The sequence below is a fragment of the Rhodococcus sp. UNC23MFCrub1.1 genome, from assembly GCF_000686025.1.
Taxonomy (GTDB): domain Bacteria; phylum Actinomycetota; class Actinomycetes; order Mycobacteriales; family Mycobacteriaceae; genus Rhodococcoides.
Map to the genome: position 1 here is coordinate 135,753 of NZ_JMLQ01000004.1, position 15,157 is coordinate 150,909.

16 protein-coding genes are annotated in these 15,157 nt (G+C 70.0%); 6 read left to right on the forward strand and 10 right to left on the reverse strand.

Annotated elements, in window-relative coordinates; translation table 11 throughout:
• The first annotated feature begins 53 nt into the window (after window positions 1-53).
• Both BR07_RS26245 and BR07_RS0111585 read left to right on the forward strand, forming a co-directional pair.
• The gene (locus tag BR07_RS26245; RefSeq protein ID WP_051613312.1) at window positions 54-695 is read left to right on the forward strand and encodes a luciferase domain-containing protein; all 642 of its coding nucleotides are present in this window, start codon (window positions 54-56) and stop codon (window positions 693-695) included.
• Window positions 696-782: 87 nt separating this feature from the next.
• The gene (locus BR07_RS0111585) at window positions 783-2,282 is read left to right on the forward strand and encodes an amidase (protein WP_027505587.1); all 1,500 of its coding nucleotides are present in this window, start codon (window positions 783-785) and stop codon (window positions 2,280-2,282) included.
• Here the strand turns inward: BR07_RS0111585 and BR07_RS26250 are convergent.
• From BR07_RS26250 to BR07_RS0111600, 3 genes are read right to left on the reverse strand one after another with little or no spacing between them, the layout of a single operon-like run.
• The gene (locus tag BR07_RS26250) at window positions 2,263-2,706 is read right to left on the reverse strand and encodes a Rieske (2Fe-2S) protein (RefSeq protein WP_051613314.1); all 444 of its coding nucleotides are present in this window, start codon (window positions 2,704-2,706) and stop codon (window positions 2,263-2,265) included. The genes BR07_RS0111585 and BR07_RS26250 overlap by 20 nt on opposite strands.
• Window positions 2,707-2,734: 28 nt before the next feature.
• On the reverse strand, window positions 2,735-3,031 hold the full coding sequence (locus BR07_RS0111595; protein WP_027505588.1) for a hypothetical protein: 297 nt from the start codon (window positions 3,029-3,031) through the stop codon (window positions 2,735-2,737).
• Window positions 3,028-3,975, reverse strand: coding sequence for a DMT family transporter (locus tag BR07_RS0111600; protein WP_051613316.1), 948 nt, complete (start codon window positions 3,973-3,975; stop codon window positions 3,028-3,030). The genes BR07_RS0111595 and BR07_RS0111600 overlap by 4 nt, the downstream gene beginning before the upstream one ends.
• A gap of 35 nt (window positions 3,976-4,010) precedes the next feature.
• Between BR07_RS0111600 and BR07_RS24280 the strand changes: the two genes are divergently transcribed.
• The gene (locus BR07_RS24280; protein ID WP_037185701.1) at window positions 4,011-4,592 is read left to right on the forward strand and encodes a TetR/AcrR family transcriptional regulator; all 582 of its coding nucleotides are present in this window, start codon (window positions 4,011-4,013) and stop codon (window positions 4,590-4,592) included.
• Here BR07_RS24280 and BR07_RS0111610 read toward each other — a convergent pair.
• A complete protein-coding gene (locus BR07_RS0111610; protein WP_231476308.1) occupies window positions 4,566-5,567 on the reverse strand; it encodes an LLM class flavin-dependent oxidoreductase in 1,002 nt (333 codons plus the stop codon). The genes BR07_RS24280 and BR07_RS0111610 overlap by 27 nt on opposite strands.
• Window positions 5,568-5,673: 106 nt before the next feature.
• Here BR07_RS0111610 and BR07_RS0111615 point away from each other — a divergent pair, with 106 nt between their 5' ends.
• Window positions 5,674-6,336, forward strand: a complete 663-nt coding sequence (locus BR07_RS0111615) for a GNAT family N-acetyltransferase (RefSeq protein WP_027505591.1) — start codon at window positions 5,674-5,676, stop codon at window positions 6,334-6,336.
• A gap of 19 nt (window positions 6,337-6,355) precedes the next feature.
• Here BR07_RS0111615 and BR07_RS0111620 read toward each other — a convergent pair whose 3' ends face one another.
• From BR07_RS0111620 to BR07_RS0111630, 3 genes are read right to left on the reverse strand one after another with little or no spacing between them, the layout of a single operon-like run.
• Window positions 6,356-7,228: a sugar phosphate isomerase/epimerase family protein gene (locus tag BR07_RS0111620; RefSeq protein ID WP_027505592.1), complete on the reverse strand. Its 873-nt coding sequence runs from the start codon at window positions 7,226-7,228 to the stop codon at window positions 6,356-6,358.
• A gap of 1 nt (window position 7,229) precedes the next feature.
• Entirely contained in the window at window positions 7,230-8,264 is a 1,035-nt protein-coding gene (locus BR07_RS0111625) for a Gfo/Idh/MocA family protein (protein ID WP_027505593.1), read from the reverse strand.
• A gap of 35 nt (window positions 8,265-8,299) precedes the next feature.
• Window positions 8,300-9,223, reverse strand: coding sequence for a sugar phosphate isomerase/epimerase family protein (locus BR07_RS0111630; protein ID WP_027505594.1), 924 nt, complete (start codon window positions 9,221-9,223; stop codon window positions 8,300-8,302).
• A 161-nt stretch (window positions 9,224-9,384) separates the two neighbouring features.
• Here BR07_RS0111630 and BR07_RS0111635 point away from each other — a divergent pair, with 161 nt between their 5' ends.
• Window positions 9,385-10,386 (forward strand): LacI family DNA-binding transcriptional regulator, encoded by a 1,002-nt coding sequence (locus BR07_RS0111635; RefSeq protein ID WP_037185774.1) that lies wholly within the window; start codon window positions 9,385-9,387, stop codon window positions 10,384-10,386.
• On the opposite strand, the gene BR07_RS0111640 is transcribed toward BR07_RS0111635, so the two are convergent.
• On the reverse strand, window positions 10,365-10,634 hold the full coding sequence (locus BR07_RS0111640; protein WP_027505596.1) for a WhiB family transcriptional regulator: 270 nt from the start codon (window positions 10,632-10,634) through the stop codon (window positions 10,365-10,367). The genes BR07_RS0111635 and BR07_RS0111640 overlap by 22 nt on opposite strands.
• Window positions 10,635-10,748: 114 nt before the next feature.
• Here BR07_RS0111640 and BR07_RS27355 point away from each other — a divergent pair, with 114 nt between their 5' ends.
• Window positions 10,749-11,669, forward strand: coding sequence for an MSMEG_6728 family protein (locus BR07_RS27355; protein ID WP_027505597.1), 921 nt, complete (start codon window positions 10,749-10,751; stop codon window positions 11,667-11,669).
• A 3-nt stretch (window positions 11,670-11,672) separates the two neighbouring features.
• On the opposite strand, the gene BR07_RS0111650 is transcribed toward BR07_RS27355, so the two are convergent.
• Both BR07_RS0111650 and BR07_RS0111655 read right to left on the reverse strand, forming a co-directional pair.
• Window positions 11,673-13,424 carry an ABC transporter ATP-binding protein gene (locus tag BR07_RS0111650; RefSeq protein ID WP_027505598.1) on the reverse strand — a complete coding sequence of 584 codons (1,752 nt, stop codon included), beginning with the start codon at window positions 13,422-13,424 and terminating at the stop codon, window positions 11,673-11,675.
• The gene (locus tag BR07_RS0111655; protein WP_037185702.1) at window positions 13,421-15,124 is read right to left on the reverse strand and encodes an ABC transporter transmembrane domain-containing protein; all 1,704 of its coding nucleotides are present in this window, start codon (window positions 15,122-15,124) and stop codon (window positions 13,421-13,423) included. Before BR07_RS0111655 ends, BR07_RS0111650 begins: the two co-directional genes overlap by 4 nt.
• Between the last annotated feature and the right edge of the window lie 33 nt (window positions 15,125-15,157).

Here is a 15,157-nt window from a genome sequence, read left to right on the forward strand (position 1 = left end):
CGGGGCATGATGCGACGGTCGGTCGTGGGGGCCGTCGCACATGGGGGTGGGTCATGAACACGGTTCGTCGTACGCCAGGTCTGCGCGCGATCCTGGACGACTATCGACGCTGGCGCGCGATCGGGCCGGGCGGGCTCCCCGACAATCCGGTCGGCTGGGTGGTCATGACCGCTCTACGCCCCCTCTGTCGAGAGACCATTCGACTGCGCGACAACGATATCCGGGCCGCCGTCGGTGCGCTCGAGTTGCCGGACCGCGGCAGTCGACCCGTCATGGCACCGTTCCCGATCCCGCACCGGCAGGTGGTGTCCGACGGCGATCCCGTCAGCGTCCGGTCGTTGCAGGATCACCTGACGATCCTGAGCTCCACCGACGGATGCCACAGCGCGCGTAGCCATCTGGAACGTCGAGGCGACGCGCTCCACGTCGATCACCCGCGCAGCGCCGCCGCTCGGCGTGCTCGCGGAGAGATCGCCCACGTGCACGACGCGCAAGGGTCGATGCACGTGGTCGCCGATCCGCGGGACGTCGCCGAGATCGTCTCGCGTGGCTGGGGAGAGCGGCATCCGCTGGCCGGGCGTTCCCTCGTGGGACTGCCGGACAGCTATCTCTACCTCTACGCACCTCGGAACGAGGCAGAGCAGCAGCAGCTGCGGCGCGTCGTGGACCGAGCGATCGTCTCTGCTGGAACGTGATCGGTTCCCGGGGTCACAGGCCGTGCGGTGTCCAGACTTCGACGACACCGGCGCTCGCGGGCGGCACTCGCACCTAGTCTGAGCGCCATGAGATTCGACGAGTACCGGGCCCACGACGCGACCGGGCTCGCCCAGCTGGTCGCGTCCGGCGACGTGACGGCCGCGGAGTTGGTCGAGGTCGCGATCGCGCGAGCGCGCGAGGTGGATCCCACCCTGAACGCCCTCGTGCAGTGGCAGGAGGATGCCGCGCGAGTGCGGGCCGCGGGCGCCTTGTCCGGTCCGATGGCGGGAGTGCCGTTCCTGCTCAAGGATCTCTTCCAGGCTCAGGCCGGGATCGTCGAGACGTCGGGGTCACGCTCGGGGGCGTCGTCCAGGCCCCGGGTCACGGACACCGTGGTGCAACGGTGGCTCGACGCCGGGGTCGTCGTCCTGGGCCGCACGGCCGTACCCGAATTCGGCGCCAAGGGAGTCACCGAGCCGCAGGCGCACGGTGCGACCCGCAACCCGTGGGATCCCGCCCGCACACCCGGTGGCTCCTCCGGTGGTTCGGCCGCCGCGGTGGCGTCGGGCATCGTGCCCGTCGCCGGCGCCAGTGACGGCGGCGGCTCCATCCGCATCCCCGCGGCGTACTGCGGCCTGTTCGGACTCAAGCCTGGCCGGGCAGTCGTCCCTGCCGGGCCCCGCGCCGGGGAGATGCTCTTCGGGAGCGCCGTCACCAGTGTGCTCACCCGCTCCGTGCGCGACTCGGCCGCGTTCCTCGACATCGTGCGCGGCTCGGACGACGACGCTCCCTTCGAGTTCGCGGCCCCGTCGACGCCCCATGTGGAGGCACTCGGCCGGCCGGGTCCTCGGCTCCGGATCGGGGTCGCGGCGCGATCGGCGCTGAACGACGCACCCCACCCGGACGTCCTCGCCGCGCTCGACCGCGCCCGCGACCTGCTCGTCGAACTGGGCCACACCGTCGAGGAGGTCGCCTCGCCGTTCGACGAGGAGCAGCTGGCCAGAGACTTCCTCGTGCCGTGGTTCGTCCACCTCGCCGCCGAGGTGTCGTCCGCGTCGGCCACGGCGCGGCCCACCACGACGCAGTTCGAACTCGACACGCTGGTCCTCGCCGAGATCGGGCGCGCCACGAGAGCGGTGGATCACGATGTGGCACTGGCACGCTGGCAGGACCACGTCCGCGCCATCGCTGCATTCCACCGCCGCTTCGATCTGCTCATGACACCCACGACGGCGGGTCCCGCGCCGCTGATCGGCGCCTTCGACACCCCGTTCGTCGAGAGGGTGGGCGCCCGGCTCGCGCTCGCGCTGCGACTCGGACCGATTCTCGGACGGCTCGGCGCGGTGCAGGACGCGGTGATGCGCAGCCTGTCCGCTGTCCCGTACACGCAATCGGCCAATCTGACCGGGCGGCCGGCGATGAGTGTTCCGCTCTCGGCGACAGTCGACGGTCTGCCCGTCGGCGTGCACTTCCTGGCGCCACCGGGTGGGGAGACTCGGCTGCTGGTGCTCGCCGCGGAGCTCGAGGTGGCGCGGCCGTGGTTCGACAGGATCCCCGCGGACGTGGTCAGTGAGCGAGTCGGATGACGCCGTCGACGATCTCCACCTGCGCGGTGGTGAGCGGTACGGCGCGTCCGACGGCGGCCACCACTGCGGAGTAGGGCGGGAAACCGAAGATCACTCCCTTGGGCCCGGACACCATGGACCCGTCGGTCACGTCGAATTCCGCCCTGTGCCAGGGGCACTGGAGGCAGCCGTTCTCGGTCACCCGCCCGCGCCCGAGCTTGGCGAGTTGGTGTCGGCACGTGTTCGCGACGGCGAACGGTGTCCCGTCGGGCCGGATGCCGACCGCGAGCACCCCGTGGTCGTCGGTGCGCACCTCGGCCACGCCCCTCTCGTCCAGATCGGCGACACGCACGAGGTCGCGCCCGCGTGCCCGGATCGGCTGATCGTGGAGCACGGGTGGGAGCACGCTGCGCGGTCGCGGGGCGGGGGCGTGGTCGTCGGCCATGGGCGAGGGTTACCCGGACGGCGGCCGACTACGCGTCGTCGGTACCGGGCCTCGGGACGTCGGTCTCCCAACGCGCGCGGCGTTCGTCGTCGGACTGTTCCCACCACGGCGTGCCACGTTCGCCGAGAGCGACCTTGGCGGCCTGTACACCGGCGCGGGACTCCGCGGCGCCGCCGGTCCGGCGGACGTCGCGTCGCCACGCCATCAGGATCGACCGCAGTTCGGCGCCGCGCTCCTCGGGAATGTCGGGATCGGTGGCGCGCCACTTCCGCCCGTCGATCACGATGTGGTGGCCGTCCTCGGTGTACTCCCGGCCGTCCGTCATGACACCGATGCTAGCGACGACTCCGGGATGTCCCGTCGGGTTCCGGCCCGGGGACGCATCGTGACGACAGTGATGGCCACGAAGGTCAGCGCCAGACCGATCGCGGTGAGGGCGGTGAACGGCTCGCCGAAGAGCAGGGCGCCCCACACGGTGGTGACGGGCGGTACGAGGAACATCAGAGCGTTCACCCTCGTCACCCCCACCCGGTCGAGCAGATACCAGTACAGCCCGTACCCACCGAACGTCGCGAACACCACCAGTCCCGCCGTCGCCGCCCAGAAGTCGAGTGTCGTCGGCGGTACCGCGGTGCCCGTCGCGACCGCGCCGGCGGTGAAGACGACGGCCGATGTGGCGCAGTGGATTCCGAGGGCGCTGACGGGTGCCGGTCGCTGGGCGCGACGGTCGACGAAGGTCGCGGCGACCAGAGACATCATTCCCACCAGCGGAACGAGGTAGGCCCACGCCGGGGTGGTCGCGGTGGTCGCCGTGGCGTCCGCAACGGTGGCGAGCGCGACGCCGAGAGAACCGATCAGGAGCCCGATCCATTGTCGGCCCGAGGCCGCCGCGCCCAGCAGGGGGCCCGCCAGCGCTGCCGCGACGAGTGGCTGCACTCCGTCGACGAGGGCCGTGGTGCCGGTGGAGACCCCGAGGCCGATGGCCCAGTACACAGTGAGGAGGTAGCCGGACTGTGACAGAAAGCCCACGATCACCTGCCGCCGAAGGTCCGGGCCTCGAACTCGGCGAGACCCGAGGAGCCACGTCGGTGCGAGCAGCAGGGCGAGGGGGAGGAACCGCCACATCAGGACGGTGGTGACGGCAGCGTGCTCACCGCTGATCTTCGCGCCGATGAAACCGGACGACCAGCAGAGTACGAACGCCGCGCCCGCCAGTACCGACCCGACGGCAGTGCGTCGATCCACAGGTATACCGATCTGTCTACTCATGACAGCAGACTACACAGATCGGTATAGTTCGAAACATGACATCCGAGGTCGCCTGGACGCCGAAGGCGCGTGCCGTGCTGGCCGCGGCCGACGAGCTGTTCTACGAGCAGGGCATTCACGCGGTCGGCGTCGACACGATCGCGGCGCGAGCCGGCGTCACGAAGAAGACGTTGTACGACCGCTTCGAGTCCAAGGAACGGCTCGTCGTGGAGTACCTGCGGGAACGTGACCGTCAGTGGCGCGAGTTCCTCGCCGTCCGGCTGGGTGCCGTCTCCGCCGACGACGCCGGCGATCGGATCGATGCGGTGTTCGTCGCCTCGGCCGAGTGGACGGCGCAGCGAAGTGGCAAGGGATGCAGCATGGTCAACGCGCACGCGGAGATCAGCGACCCCGCCCACCCGGCCTTTCCGGTGATCATCGGCCAGAAGCGCTGGATGGCCGATCTGTTCGTCGACATCCTCGCGGCCGCAGGCGTGCCCGACCCGGTGGGCACGGCCGACCTGCTGATGCTCGTGCACGAGGGCGCGCTGGTGTGCGCGGGAATGGGAGTGGTCGAGCGGCCCTTCGACCGTGCGCGTGCTGCCGCGCGTCTACTCCTCGAGCCCACCGGCCGGTGACCACCCGAGCGCCGGCCCGAGCGTCGTCGCCATGTCGGTGAGAATCTGCACGTAGTCGTCGGGGTCGAAGCTGAAAGGCAGAGCGAACGCCACCTCGTCGATCTCCCGGAAGGCTGCGCGCGCCTGCAACTGCTCCACGAGCTGCTCGGTGGTGCCCACCAGATCGGGAGCGAACAGCAGGCGGGCCGGGCCGACCGGTGACCGGGTGCGGCCCAGACGGGCATCGGCGTACTCCTGGTAGCGGGCACGCTGGCTCGATGTGGCCGAGTCGGTCGGAATCACCACCAAGCCCTGCGAGACCCGAGCACCGTTCCCCGCCGAGTGTGCCGAGCGGAAAGCCTCGATGTGGGAGAGCTGGATGCGGTCGAAGTCGTCGTCCTCCTCGGCCTTCACGACGCTGCTCGTCAGGAAGTTCATACCGTTCGCGCCGGCCCAGCGAGCCGACCCGAGCGACGCTCCGCCGTACCACATCCGGGACGCGAGACCGGGCGAATGAGGCTGTGCGCGTGAGGAATGCACCTCGATGCCGTCCATCCCCTCGAAGTCCGTCAGACGATCGCCTCGGATCGCGGCGAGGAGCCGCTCGACCCGGGCGTAGCTGAAGTCCTCCCGATCGGCGGTGTCGGGGTACAGCGCATCCCTGAGCCGGTCGAAGTTCATCGGCGGGCCCACGCTGACCCCGGGATTCAGGCGCCCGCCGGACAGGATGTCGACGGTGGCGAGGTCCTCGGCCAGCCGCACCGGGTTCTCCCACCCCAGCGGAGTCACGGCGGTGCCGAACTCGATCCGCGAGGTCCGCTGCGATGCGGCGGCCAGCACGGCGACGGGGGAGGAGATGCCGTACTGCAGGTGGCGATGCCGCAACCAGGCGCTGTCGAAGCCGAGACGTTCGCCCAGCTCGATGATCGCGAGCGTCGACTCGTGCCCGGCCGCGGGGTCGTCCCCGTCGAACAGTCCGATCGTGAGAAAACCCATCCTGCGAAGCGGTCTCGGGTGCATGGGTCCATGATCCCCCCGTGAGCCTTTCGCGCATCCCCGAGTACGCAAACCGCGCACGGGGGCGAAGCCCTATGATCACGCGATGACCGATCACGATCATGTTGCCGCTCGCCGAGAGATCACGTCCGCCCTACTGGCGGCCTTCGAACGTCGTCACGAGGTGCTCGACGTCATCGTCGAGGCCGAGACCCGGCCCGACGCCGTGGAGGCGATCGCCACCCTGCTCGGCACGTCACGGTTGGGCGGCGAGGCCGTCATGGGCATGTCGTTCGCCAGCCTCACCAAGGACGCCCGCCGGAGCAACGCCGCCGAGCTCGAGGACTTGGACAGCCGCCTGAACTTCACGTTGGCCGAGCGTCCCGCCAGCGCGGGAGAGACCCTGGTGCTGGAAGCGTTCTCGGACGACGACCGCGACCTGTTCGCCGCCCGCCTCGCGGACGTCGGTTCCGCGGGTGACGGATCCGGCGGAGCGGCCGGTGATCTGGACACCGAGCTGGCGGCGGCACGGGACCGCCTCGACTCCGAGCAGGCCGCGTGGTTCGTCGCACGCGAGGGCGCGGAGAAGGTGGGCATCGTCTTCGGCGAGCTCGCCGGTGGCGACATCGACCTCCGGGTGTGGATCCACCCCGGACACCGGAAGAAGGGCTACGGCACTGCGGCGCTGCGGAAGTCGCGCGCCGAGATGGCGGCGGTGTTCCCGGGGGTGCCCATGATCGTGCGCACCCCCGGGGTCCAGCCGTCCTGACACATCTCGTGAGAGGCGATCAGGCCCGGTACTTCTCGACGTACCGGGTCATCGTCTCGAGCTGGTAGCGGGAGACGTCGTGGGCGTTCTCGTTCTCGGCGAACACACTCGACACCATGACGGTGTCGTTGTCGTAGAACCCGAGTGAGCCGAGGCCGCCGAAGAACCGGTCCCAGTCGACGTCGCCGTCGCCGATCTTCAGGTGCTGGTGCACCCGCACCGCGTTGCCGGGTGGGTTGGTGATGTACCGCAACCCGTGCGAACGGTGATGATCCATCGTGTCCGCCACGTGCACAAGACGCACCATGTCCCCGGCGGCGGCCATGATCGCCGGCAGGTCACCACCCATGTGGAACTGGTGGCACGCCACGATCACCATCCCGATGTTCGGGGAATTGACCCCGCGGATGGTGCGGATCGCGGCGAGCCCGTCCTCGACGAAATCGTCCGGATGCGGATCGATCAGGACGTCGAGACCCTCGCGCTCGATGATGGGGACCAGTTCCTCCATCGACCGGTAGAACGCCCGCTCGGACTCCTCCGGCTTCTCCGGTCGACCGGAGAACTCGGTGTTCATCGTCGACACCCCGAGGTCGACGGTGATCTGGATGGCCCGCTTCCAGTACCGCACGGCCGCCTCGCGGGCGTCCTCGTCGGGACCGGACCACCGCAGCACCGGCAACACCGACGCGATCCCGACGCCGGCGTCCGAGCACGCCTTGCGGAACTTCGCGACCAACCCGTCATCGGCCTTGGGATGGTTGAAGAACGGGATCATGTCCACGTGCGGGGTGAGCTGCAACCACTCGTACCCCAGATCGGCCACCACGGCGGGCAGCTCGAGCAGCGAATGCGAATGATGAAACGGCGTCGGATCGAGCGCGATCTTCATCTCAGGCTCCGACGATGGACGAGCGCTGCACCATCTCGACGGCGACCGGGGCACCGGACTCGAGCGACTTCACGCCGGCCTCGCACACCGCGGCTGCAGCGTATCCGTCCCACGCTCCGGGGCCGTCGACGTAGTTGCCCGTCTCGGCGCCGGCCTTCACCGCGTCGACCCAGCGCTGGATCTCGGTGTCGTAGGCCTGGCCGAAGCGCTGCACGAAGCCGGGAGTGATGGTGCCGCCCCAGGTTCCAGGAGCGGACTTGCGGACGAGGCCGACGTCGAGACCGATCATCGCGCTGCCGTGCTCGGCCACGACCTCGGTGCGCACCTCGTAGGCGACGCCGGTGGTGACGAACACCTCGGCGTCGACGTGTCGACCGGACTCCGTGGTGAAGATGGCGATCTGCGGATCCCGCAGGCCCTGCGGTGCCGACGGATTGGCCGACGGGCTGATGATCTGCACCGACGTGATCTCCTCGTCGAGGAGGAAGCGCGTGACGTCCACCTCGTGCACCAGCGAGTCGCGCACGATCATCGCGCTGTCGAAGTGCGGCGGCACGGCGGGGTTGCGGTGTGCGCAGTGCACCACCAGCGGACGGCCGAGCTCGCCGGAATCGATGAGTGCCTTGAGCTGGTCGTACTCGGTGTCGAAGCGGCGCATGAATCCGACCTGGATGAGCTTCTTGCCCAGCGCGGCCTCGGCTTCCACGACGGCGAGGGACGTGGCCACATCGGTGGTCAGCGGCTTCTCGCACATGACGGGCTTGCCGTGCTCGAGACACGCGAGAAGCTGCTTCTCGTGGGTCGGGCCGGGAGTGGCCAGGACGACGGCGTCGACCTCGGGGTCGGCGATCGCGTCGAGGGGATCCTCGACGACGCGGCAGCCGGGGATGGTCGCGGCGAGTTCGTGGGCCTTCGCGCTGACGTAGTCGTTGATCACGGCGACGCGGGCGCCGGTGATCTTCGAGGTGATGCGGGCGACGTGATCGGCACCCATCATGCCGACACCCAGGACCGCGATGCGGAGTTCGGTGGTCATCGTGTCAATCCGTTTCTGTAGGTGCGAAAGTGTGGTCAGGCGAACGTGACGGCGGGAATGCCGCAGGAGCCCAGGTACTTCCGGGTGCGCTGCGCGATCGGCAGGGGAGCGTCGACGGCGCACGGGTACATGTCCTGCTCGACGATCGCGAAGATGTCCGCGGTGAGCTTGCCGTCGTCCGCGAGGCGCTCGATGGTCTTCAGGAGCGGGGGCATGTCCGGGATGCCGAGCGGCGGTTCCGTCATGGCGCCGAGCTTGACGGCCTCGCCGAACGGCAGATCCTCCGCTGCGACCCTGGCGCGGACCTCCTCGTTCACCTGCTTGAGGTGGAGGTACCCGATGCGCTCGGGCGCCCGCTCGATGATCGCGATGTTGTCACCGCCGCAGTAGCTGATGTGGCCGGTGTCGAGGCACAGGTTCACGAACTCGCTCGAGGTGCCGTCGAGGAAGCGGTACACGTTCTCCTCGGTGTCGACGTGGCTGTCGGCGTGCGGGTGGTACTGCGCCTTGACGCCGTACTGCTCGAACATGCGCTTACCGAGCTCGTTCATGCCCTCGGTCTTCTTGCGCCACTGGTCCGCCGTGAGGTCGCGGTCCTCGAGCACCGCGCCGGTGGAGGGGTCACGCCACATCTCGGGGATGACGACGACGTGCTTGCCGCCGGCGGCGGCGGTCAGCTTGGCGACGTCCTCGATCTGAGTCCACACCGCGTCCCACGCGTCGTCCTGATGCAGGTGTTCGAACACCGTGCCGGCCGACAGCTTGAGACCCCGAGAGCCCAACTCCGACAGCAGCTTCTGCGGATCAGTGGGCAGGTAGCCGTACGGGCCCAGTTCGATCCACTCGTAGCCCGACGCCGACACCTCGTCGAGGAAGCGGCCGTACGGGGTCTGCTGAGGATCCTCGGGGAACCACACTCCCCAGGAGTCGGGGGCGGATCCGACGCGAATCGTGCTCATGTCTCGGGGGTTCCTCTCGAAGAATGTCCGGCGCTCGTGCTGTGGCACTAACGCGCTTAAGTAACGCGCTTAAGCTACTATGAGGTGGATCACGCTTCCGTGTCAAGCCCCGTCCCAGAGGAGTGCCGGTGTCCACGCCGCCCCGCAGCCGCAAGACGACGATGAGTGACGTCGCCGCTCTGGCGGGAGTGTCCCGGACCCTGGTGTCGTTCGTCCTCAGTGGCAAACCGGGTGCGAGTGACGACACTCGCGACCGTGTCCTCGCCGCTGCGCGCGAACTCGACTATCGACCCGACAACGCTGCGCGACTCCTCGCGCGCGGGCGGAGCAGGACGTTGGGGGTCGTGATCGACGTGCGACAGCCGTTCCAGGCCGATCTCGTGACCCACATCTATCCCGTGGCCGAGGCGGCCGGGTACGAGGTGTTGCTGTCCGCGAGCGCGCCCGGCCGGGACGAGACGAAGGCGATCGAGGCGCTGCTCAGCCATCGCTGCGAAGGCGTGATCCTGCTCGGTCCGTCGTCCTCACCCGAGTACGTCGCGCATCTCGAGGAGCGGGCGGTGGTGGTCATGATCGGACGGGCCCTGCCCGCCACCGACTTCGACATCGTGCGCAGCGCCGACGACCACGGAGTGCGTCAGGCGGTCGACCACCTCGTCGGTCTCGGGCACGTGGACATCCACCACGTCGACGGTGGTACCGACTCCGGTGCGACCGAGCGTCGCGCCGCCTTCCGTGCCGCGATGGACGAGCGCGGTCTTCCCGCCGTGGTGTGGCCGGGTGCGCACACCGAGGAGGCGGGCAGTGCCGCCGGAACGCGCATGGTCGCCGAGCGGCGGGTGCCCACCGCGGTGATGGCCGGCAACGATCTGTGCGCGGTGGGACTGATGGACGCGTTCCACCGTGCCGGAATCGCTGTGCCCGATGATGTCTCGGTAGTGGGATACGATGACAGCGAGCTGGCGCACCTCTCGCGCATCGATCTCACGACCGTCCGGCAGGACGCCGAGGGTCTGGCCGCGACGGCGGTGCGGTTCGCCATCGCCCGCCTCGAGGACGAGAGCCTCGCGCCCGCCGAGCTGGTGGTCGAGCCGTCACTCGTCGTGCGCGGGAGTACCGGGCCCGTGCGCACGGTCGCGCGTCAGACGGCCCGGCGCACCTGACGCCGTTCGCGGGCGGTCAACCCGCCCCACACTCCGTACGGTTCGGCGGACTCGAGAGCCACTTCGCGGCACCGAGCGATCACCGGGCAGTGTGCGCACAGCCTCTTCGCGATCTCCTCGCGTTCGCGGGCAGCTCGTCGTCCCTCTCCGGCGGGGGAGAAGAACAGGTCGCTGCGCTCGCCGCGGCACACCGCGGCGAGACGCCACTGCCCGGAGTCGGTGGAGCTCGTCTCGACGGAGATCGTCATGACACACGATGCTGTCGCAGTGAGAGGGGTCGGCACAGGGTTCGACTCGAGCAGGTCGCAACTCCGCAGAGGCACCCTCGTTTCGACGCGGCCCTCGTCGGTCACCCTCTCGAAATGCAGACGTTCCTCCCCGACCCCGGCTTCGCCCGCAGCGCACAGCTGCTCGACGACAAGCGGCTCGGGAAGCAACGCGTCGAGACCTTCCAGATCCTGCGCGCCCTGGTATGGCCCTCCTACGGGTGGAAGAACCACCCGGCGGTGGTGATGTGGCGGGGATTCACCCCGGCGCTCGTGGCCTACGGGATCGCGACCTGCCGGGAGTGGGCGGCCCGCGGGCGGGCGGAGGCCCTGGAGGCACGGCTCCTCGACTACAGCGACGGGCGTGCGTGGACGTACGACGAGTTGCGCGACGACGGCCGACTGCCGCCCTGGCTCGGTGACGACTCGGTGCACGCGAGCCATCGTCGCGCCCTGGCCGCGAAGGCGCCGCAGGCGTACCCGGCCGACTGGGCGGGGGAGACCGGGTACGTCTGGCCCGGATCCCTCTTCCCGCGCTGGCCCCTGACGGTCGGCGACACCACGCCCAGTGCCGTGGTGTCCTCGATGATCGAGATGGGCGCGCCCGCAGAGCTGTTCGACCCGGGTACGGAGGAGTGGTCCGCCCTGCGGGCCCTGCACCGTGGCCGATCCGCGCAGGTGCGGACGACGAACCACCGTCTGCTGACGGTCGCTGCAGCGCTGGTGCGGCCGGGCCGCACGGCTCTCCTGCTGGACACCGACCCGCTCGCTCCCGACCTCCCGCTGCCCGAACCGTCCGCCGAGCCGGGCGGCACGGTGTCGGCGTCCGTCGCGCGCGAGCCGACCCCCGAGGACGTCGAGGCGATGCGGGCCGAGGGCCGCGATCCCGGGCGTCTGCGCGTGTTCCGCCGTGGCGCGACCGTGCGCGATGCCGGGGAGTACGCGCTGGTGGTCACGTCCGGTGCCGCGGTGCCGGGCGAGTTCGCGGCTGTTCCGTCGCTCCGTCTGACGACGTGAGGACTAGCGCCCTCGCCACGCGGACCAGAGTTCGGAGTACCGGCCGCCCGACTCCACCAGGTCCCGGTGCGGCCCCTGCTCGACGATGCGGCCGTGCTCGAGCACCACGACGCTGTCGGCGCTCGCCGCCTGGGTGAGGCGGTGGGCGACGACGATCGTCGTCCGTCCGCGAGTGGCGGCCCGGGCGGCCTCCTCGAGGTCGCGCGCGCCGGCGCTGCCGGCTTCGGCGGTGGCTTCGTCGAGGACGGCGACCGCCGGATCGGCCAGGACGATACGGGCCAGTGCGATCTGTTGCGCGCGAGACGGAGTCAGCTCGACGCCGCCCTCGCCGACCACCGTGTCGAGACCGTCCTCGAGGGTGCTCACCCACGAATGCGCGCCGACCGTCCGCAGCGCGTGTTCGACCGTCTCCCGATCCGCGTCCGGTGCCGCGAGCCGCAGATCGTCGATGAGCGGTCCGGCGAACACGTGCACCTCCTGGCTGACGATCGCGACGTGCCGGCGCAGTCGATCGGAGCCGATGTCGTCGAGCGACACCCCGCCCACCCGGACCGATCCGGAGTCCGCTCGCATCGAGCCCGCCACGAGCGCGGCGATGGTGGACTTGCCGGCGCCGGTCGAGCCGACCAGCGCCACCGTCGTGCCGTCGTCGATCCGCAGATCGATCCCGTGCAGGACGTCGTCGACCCCGTCGTAGGAGTGGCGGAGGTTCGTCACGACGACGGTGCCGTCGGCGGGCTCCGCCTCGGTCCCGGGAGAGCGGTCGTCGGGCAGATCGATGACGCCCACCAGTCGTGCGAGGGAGGCCCCGGCCGACTGGATGTCGTCGAACGAGTACAGCAGCATGCCGATCGGGTTGAAGAGCCGGTGGAACAGCAGTGCCGCCGCGGTGGTCTGACCGACGGTGACGGCGTCCTCGCGCACCAGCAGGAAGCCGACGGTGAGGATGACCGAGAGGCCGACGCACTCGGCCCGGTTGCTGCGCGAGCCGAACCGGGTGAAGAGACGGAAGACGGTGACGGCGACGTCGCGAGCCTTGCCGGACGATGCGTCGATGCGCGCGAGGTGCTCACCCTCCATGCCGTACGCCCGCACGGTGCGGGCCCCCTGCATGCTGCTGACCAGAGACTGGGCGCGCTCGCCCATCGCGACGCGCTCGGCGGCGTACATCGGGGCGGACCTCGGCAGATACCAGTGCAGGGCCATCACGTACATCGGGATCGCCACCATGCCCGCGAGTCCCAGACGCCAGTCGAGCCCGAGCATCGTGATCAGACTGAGCAGGACCAGCAGCACGGCGGCGAGGATGTTCGGCACCACTTCGCCGAGCGATTTCGCCATCACCGCGATGTCGTCCCCGACGCGGGAGAGCAGGTCTCCCTTGCCGACTCGCTCCAGTGTGCTCACCGGGAGGTGGAGTGCGCGACCGAGGACCCGCTCGCGCAGCGAGGCCAACATCTTCTCGCCGAGCAGACTGACGGTGTAGGCGCCGATCCCGGTGAAGACACCGCCCGCGACCGCCGCAGCGCCGATGACCGTCACGACACCGACGATCGTGGACGTCGGTGCGCCCTCGGTCACCCGATCGACGAGCATGCCGAAGACGTACACGGGAATCAGCGCCATCGCCGCCGCGACCACGCCGATGGCGACGGTGAGCGCGACCGATCCCCGCCGCGCACGGAGTTCGCCGCGAAGGAACGTCCAGCATCGCCGTCCACTCGCGATGGGCAGCAGTGCGGTCGGTTCGGTCATCGCAGAACCGCCTCTCGGTAGCGCTCGTCCGTCTCCGCCAACCCGTGGTGGGTGCCGACGGTCGCGACGCGCCCCTCGTCGAGCACGACGACGCGGTCGGTGACCGCGAGGAGCGCGGGGCTGGTGGTGATGAGCACCGTCGTCTGGGTGCGGGCGTCGCCGTCGTGACGCAGTCCCGCGATGCCGGTGGCGATGGCGTGTTCGGTCACCGCGTCGACGGCGGTGGTCGGATCGTGGAGGACGAGTACCGGTGGCTGCGCCGCGAGTGCGCGGGCGAGGGCGACTCGTTGGCGTTGCCCACCGGACAGGCTGGCACCGCGGTCGGTCACCGGATGGTCGAGACCGCCGTCGTGCATGGCGACGATGTCGGTGACGGCGGAGGCGGTCACCGCGGCGTCGAGGTCGCTCCCGCGGTCCAGAGCGATGTTGGACCGCACCGTGCCGGCGAACAGATCCGACGTGTGCGGTTCCACCAGCACGGTGCGGCGGACCTCGGGGAGCGCGAGCTCGGCCACGTCGACGCCGCCGACCGTCAGCCGTCCGGTGACGTCGTCGGGCGACACCTGGCCGGAGAGGACGGCGGCCAGTGCATCGGCGTCCTGCGGCCGGTAGGCGACGACGCCGACGATCTCACCGCGCTCGAGATGGAGGTCGAGATGCGTCAAGGTCCCGTAGGACAGGTCGTCGAGTCCGACGGACGAGGTGTCGGGGGACCGCGTACCGGTGGAGGTGACCACCGGGTCGGCGCCGAGAACCAATGCCAACCGGTCCGCTGATCCGCGGATGACCGCGAGGAAGCCGGGAAGTCGGGAGAGCGAACTCAGCGGCTCGATGAGGAACTGCGCCAGTCCGACGACAGTGATCAGCTCGGCGACGGAGATCCGGCCCTCGAGAGCGAGGAACCCGGCCGTGCCGGCCACGGCGGCGGACAGCAGCGCGCCCACCGTCGCCGAGACACCGAGATACACGCTGTTGCCACGGGCCAGACGCATCGTCGCGGCCAGTGCACGTCGGCTCGACTGCACGAACCGCCGGGACGCGACGTCCTCGGCGCCGATACCGCGGAGGGGCCGTACGCCGCTGACGAGATCGGTGGCGAGACCCGAGACGCGGGCCACCTCCGCCTGCTGATCGGTCGCGGCGCGGGTGAGGAACGGCGCACACAACTGGAGGAGAAGGAGAAGGACAGGCGTGCCGATGACGACGGCCAGCCCGAGCGGCACATCGATGACGAGAAGTGCCACCGCCGTGACGACGAGGGCGGTGACAGCGGCGGCGACCCGGGCGATGGCGTCGAGCGCCCACGAGGTCTTCTCGGCGTCCGAGGTGCTGACCGTCAACAGCTCGCCGGGGCCGAGATCGACCTGGACGCCGCGCGGGTCGAGCACGCGTCCCGCGACCTCCACGCGTAGCAGGTGTGCTTCCCGCTCGATCGCGACGACGATGATGCGGGCGCCGATGCGGTACGCGTAGGAGAGGACGACGAACAGGCCCGCCAGCCCCAGCAACGAGACGATCATCGCGGTGACGTCGCCGGTCTCGACCGCGCGGCCGATGATGAGACCGATGGCGACCGGCACCATCGTCTCGCAGAACTGGTGCACACAGAACAGGGCCGACGAACCGACGAGTCGCACACGGTGGCGCCGGGTGGTGCGGCGCAGGATGGCCCCGCCGGTGGACGGAGGTGCGTCATGCATTAGCCGACCCTAACCCACGTGGCCGACCGGTCG

Coding starts and splice junctions, on each gene's coding strand:
- BR07_RS0111610 (WP_231476308.1), bottom strand. CDS start 5,567: ATGGGTTTTCTCACGATCGGACTGTTCGACGGGGACGACCCCGCGGCC.
- BR07_RS24280 (WP_037185701.1), top strand. CDS start 4,011: ATGACATCCGAGGTCGCCTGGACGCCGAAGGCGCGTGCCGTGCTGGCC.
- BR07_RS0111595 (WP_027505588.1), bottom strand. CDS start 3,031: ATGACGGACGGCCGGGAGTACACCGAGGACGGCCACCACATCGTGATC.
- BR07_RS0111630 (WP_027505594.1), bottom strand. CDS start 9,223: ATGAGCACGATTCGCGTCGGATCCGCCCCCGACTCCTGGGGAGTGTGG.
- BR07_RS27355 (WP_027505597.1), top strand. CDS start 10,749: ATGCAGACGTTCCTCCCCGACCCCGGCTTCGCCCGCAGCGCACAGCTG.
- BR07_RS0111615 (WP_027505591.1), top strand. CDS start 5,674: ATGACCGATCACGATCATGTTGCCGCTCGCCGAGAGATCACGTCCGCC.
- BR07_RS0111635 (WP_037185774.1), top strand. CDS start 9,385: ATGAGTGACGTCGCCGCTCTGGCGGGAGTGTCCCGGACCCTGGTGTCG.
- BR07_RS0111585 (WP_027505587.1), top strand. CDS start 783: ATGAGATTCGACGAGTACCGGGCCCACGACGCGACCGGGCTCGCCCAG.
- BR07_RS0111640 (WP_027505596.1), bottom strand. CDS start 10,634: ATGACGATCTCCGTCGAGACGAGCTCCACCGACTCCGGGCAGTGGCGT.
- BR07_RS0111650 (WP_027505598.1), bottom strand. CDS start 13,424: ATGACCGAACCGACCGCACTGCTGCCCATCGCGAGTGGACGGCGATGC.
- BR07_RS26250 (WP_051613314.1), bottom strand. CDS start 2,706: ATGGCCGACGACCACGCCCCCGCCCCGCGACCGCGCAGCGTGCTCCCA.
- BR07_RS0111600 (WP_051613316.1), bottom strand. CDS start 3,975: ATGAGTAGACAGATCGGTATACCTGTGGATCGACGCACTGCCGTCGGG.
- BR07_RS0111625 (WP_027505593.1), bottom strand. CDS start 8,264: ATGACCACCGAACTCCGCATCGCGGTCCTGGGTGTCGGCATGATGGGT.
- BR07_RS26245 (WP_051613312.1), top strand. CDS start 54: ATGAACACGGTTCGTCGTACGCCAGGTCTGCGCGCGATCCTGGACGAC.
- BR07_RS0111655 (WP_037185702.1), bottom strand. CDS start 15,124: ATGCATGACGCACCTCCGTCCACCGGCGGGGCCATCCTGCGCCGCACC.
- BR07_RS0111620 (WP_027505592.1), bottom strand. CDS start 7,228: ATGAAGATCGCGCTCGATCCGACGCCGTTTCATCATTCGCATTCGCTG.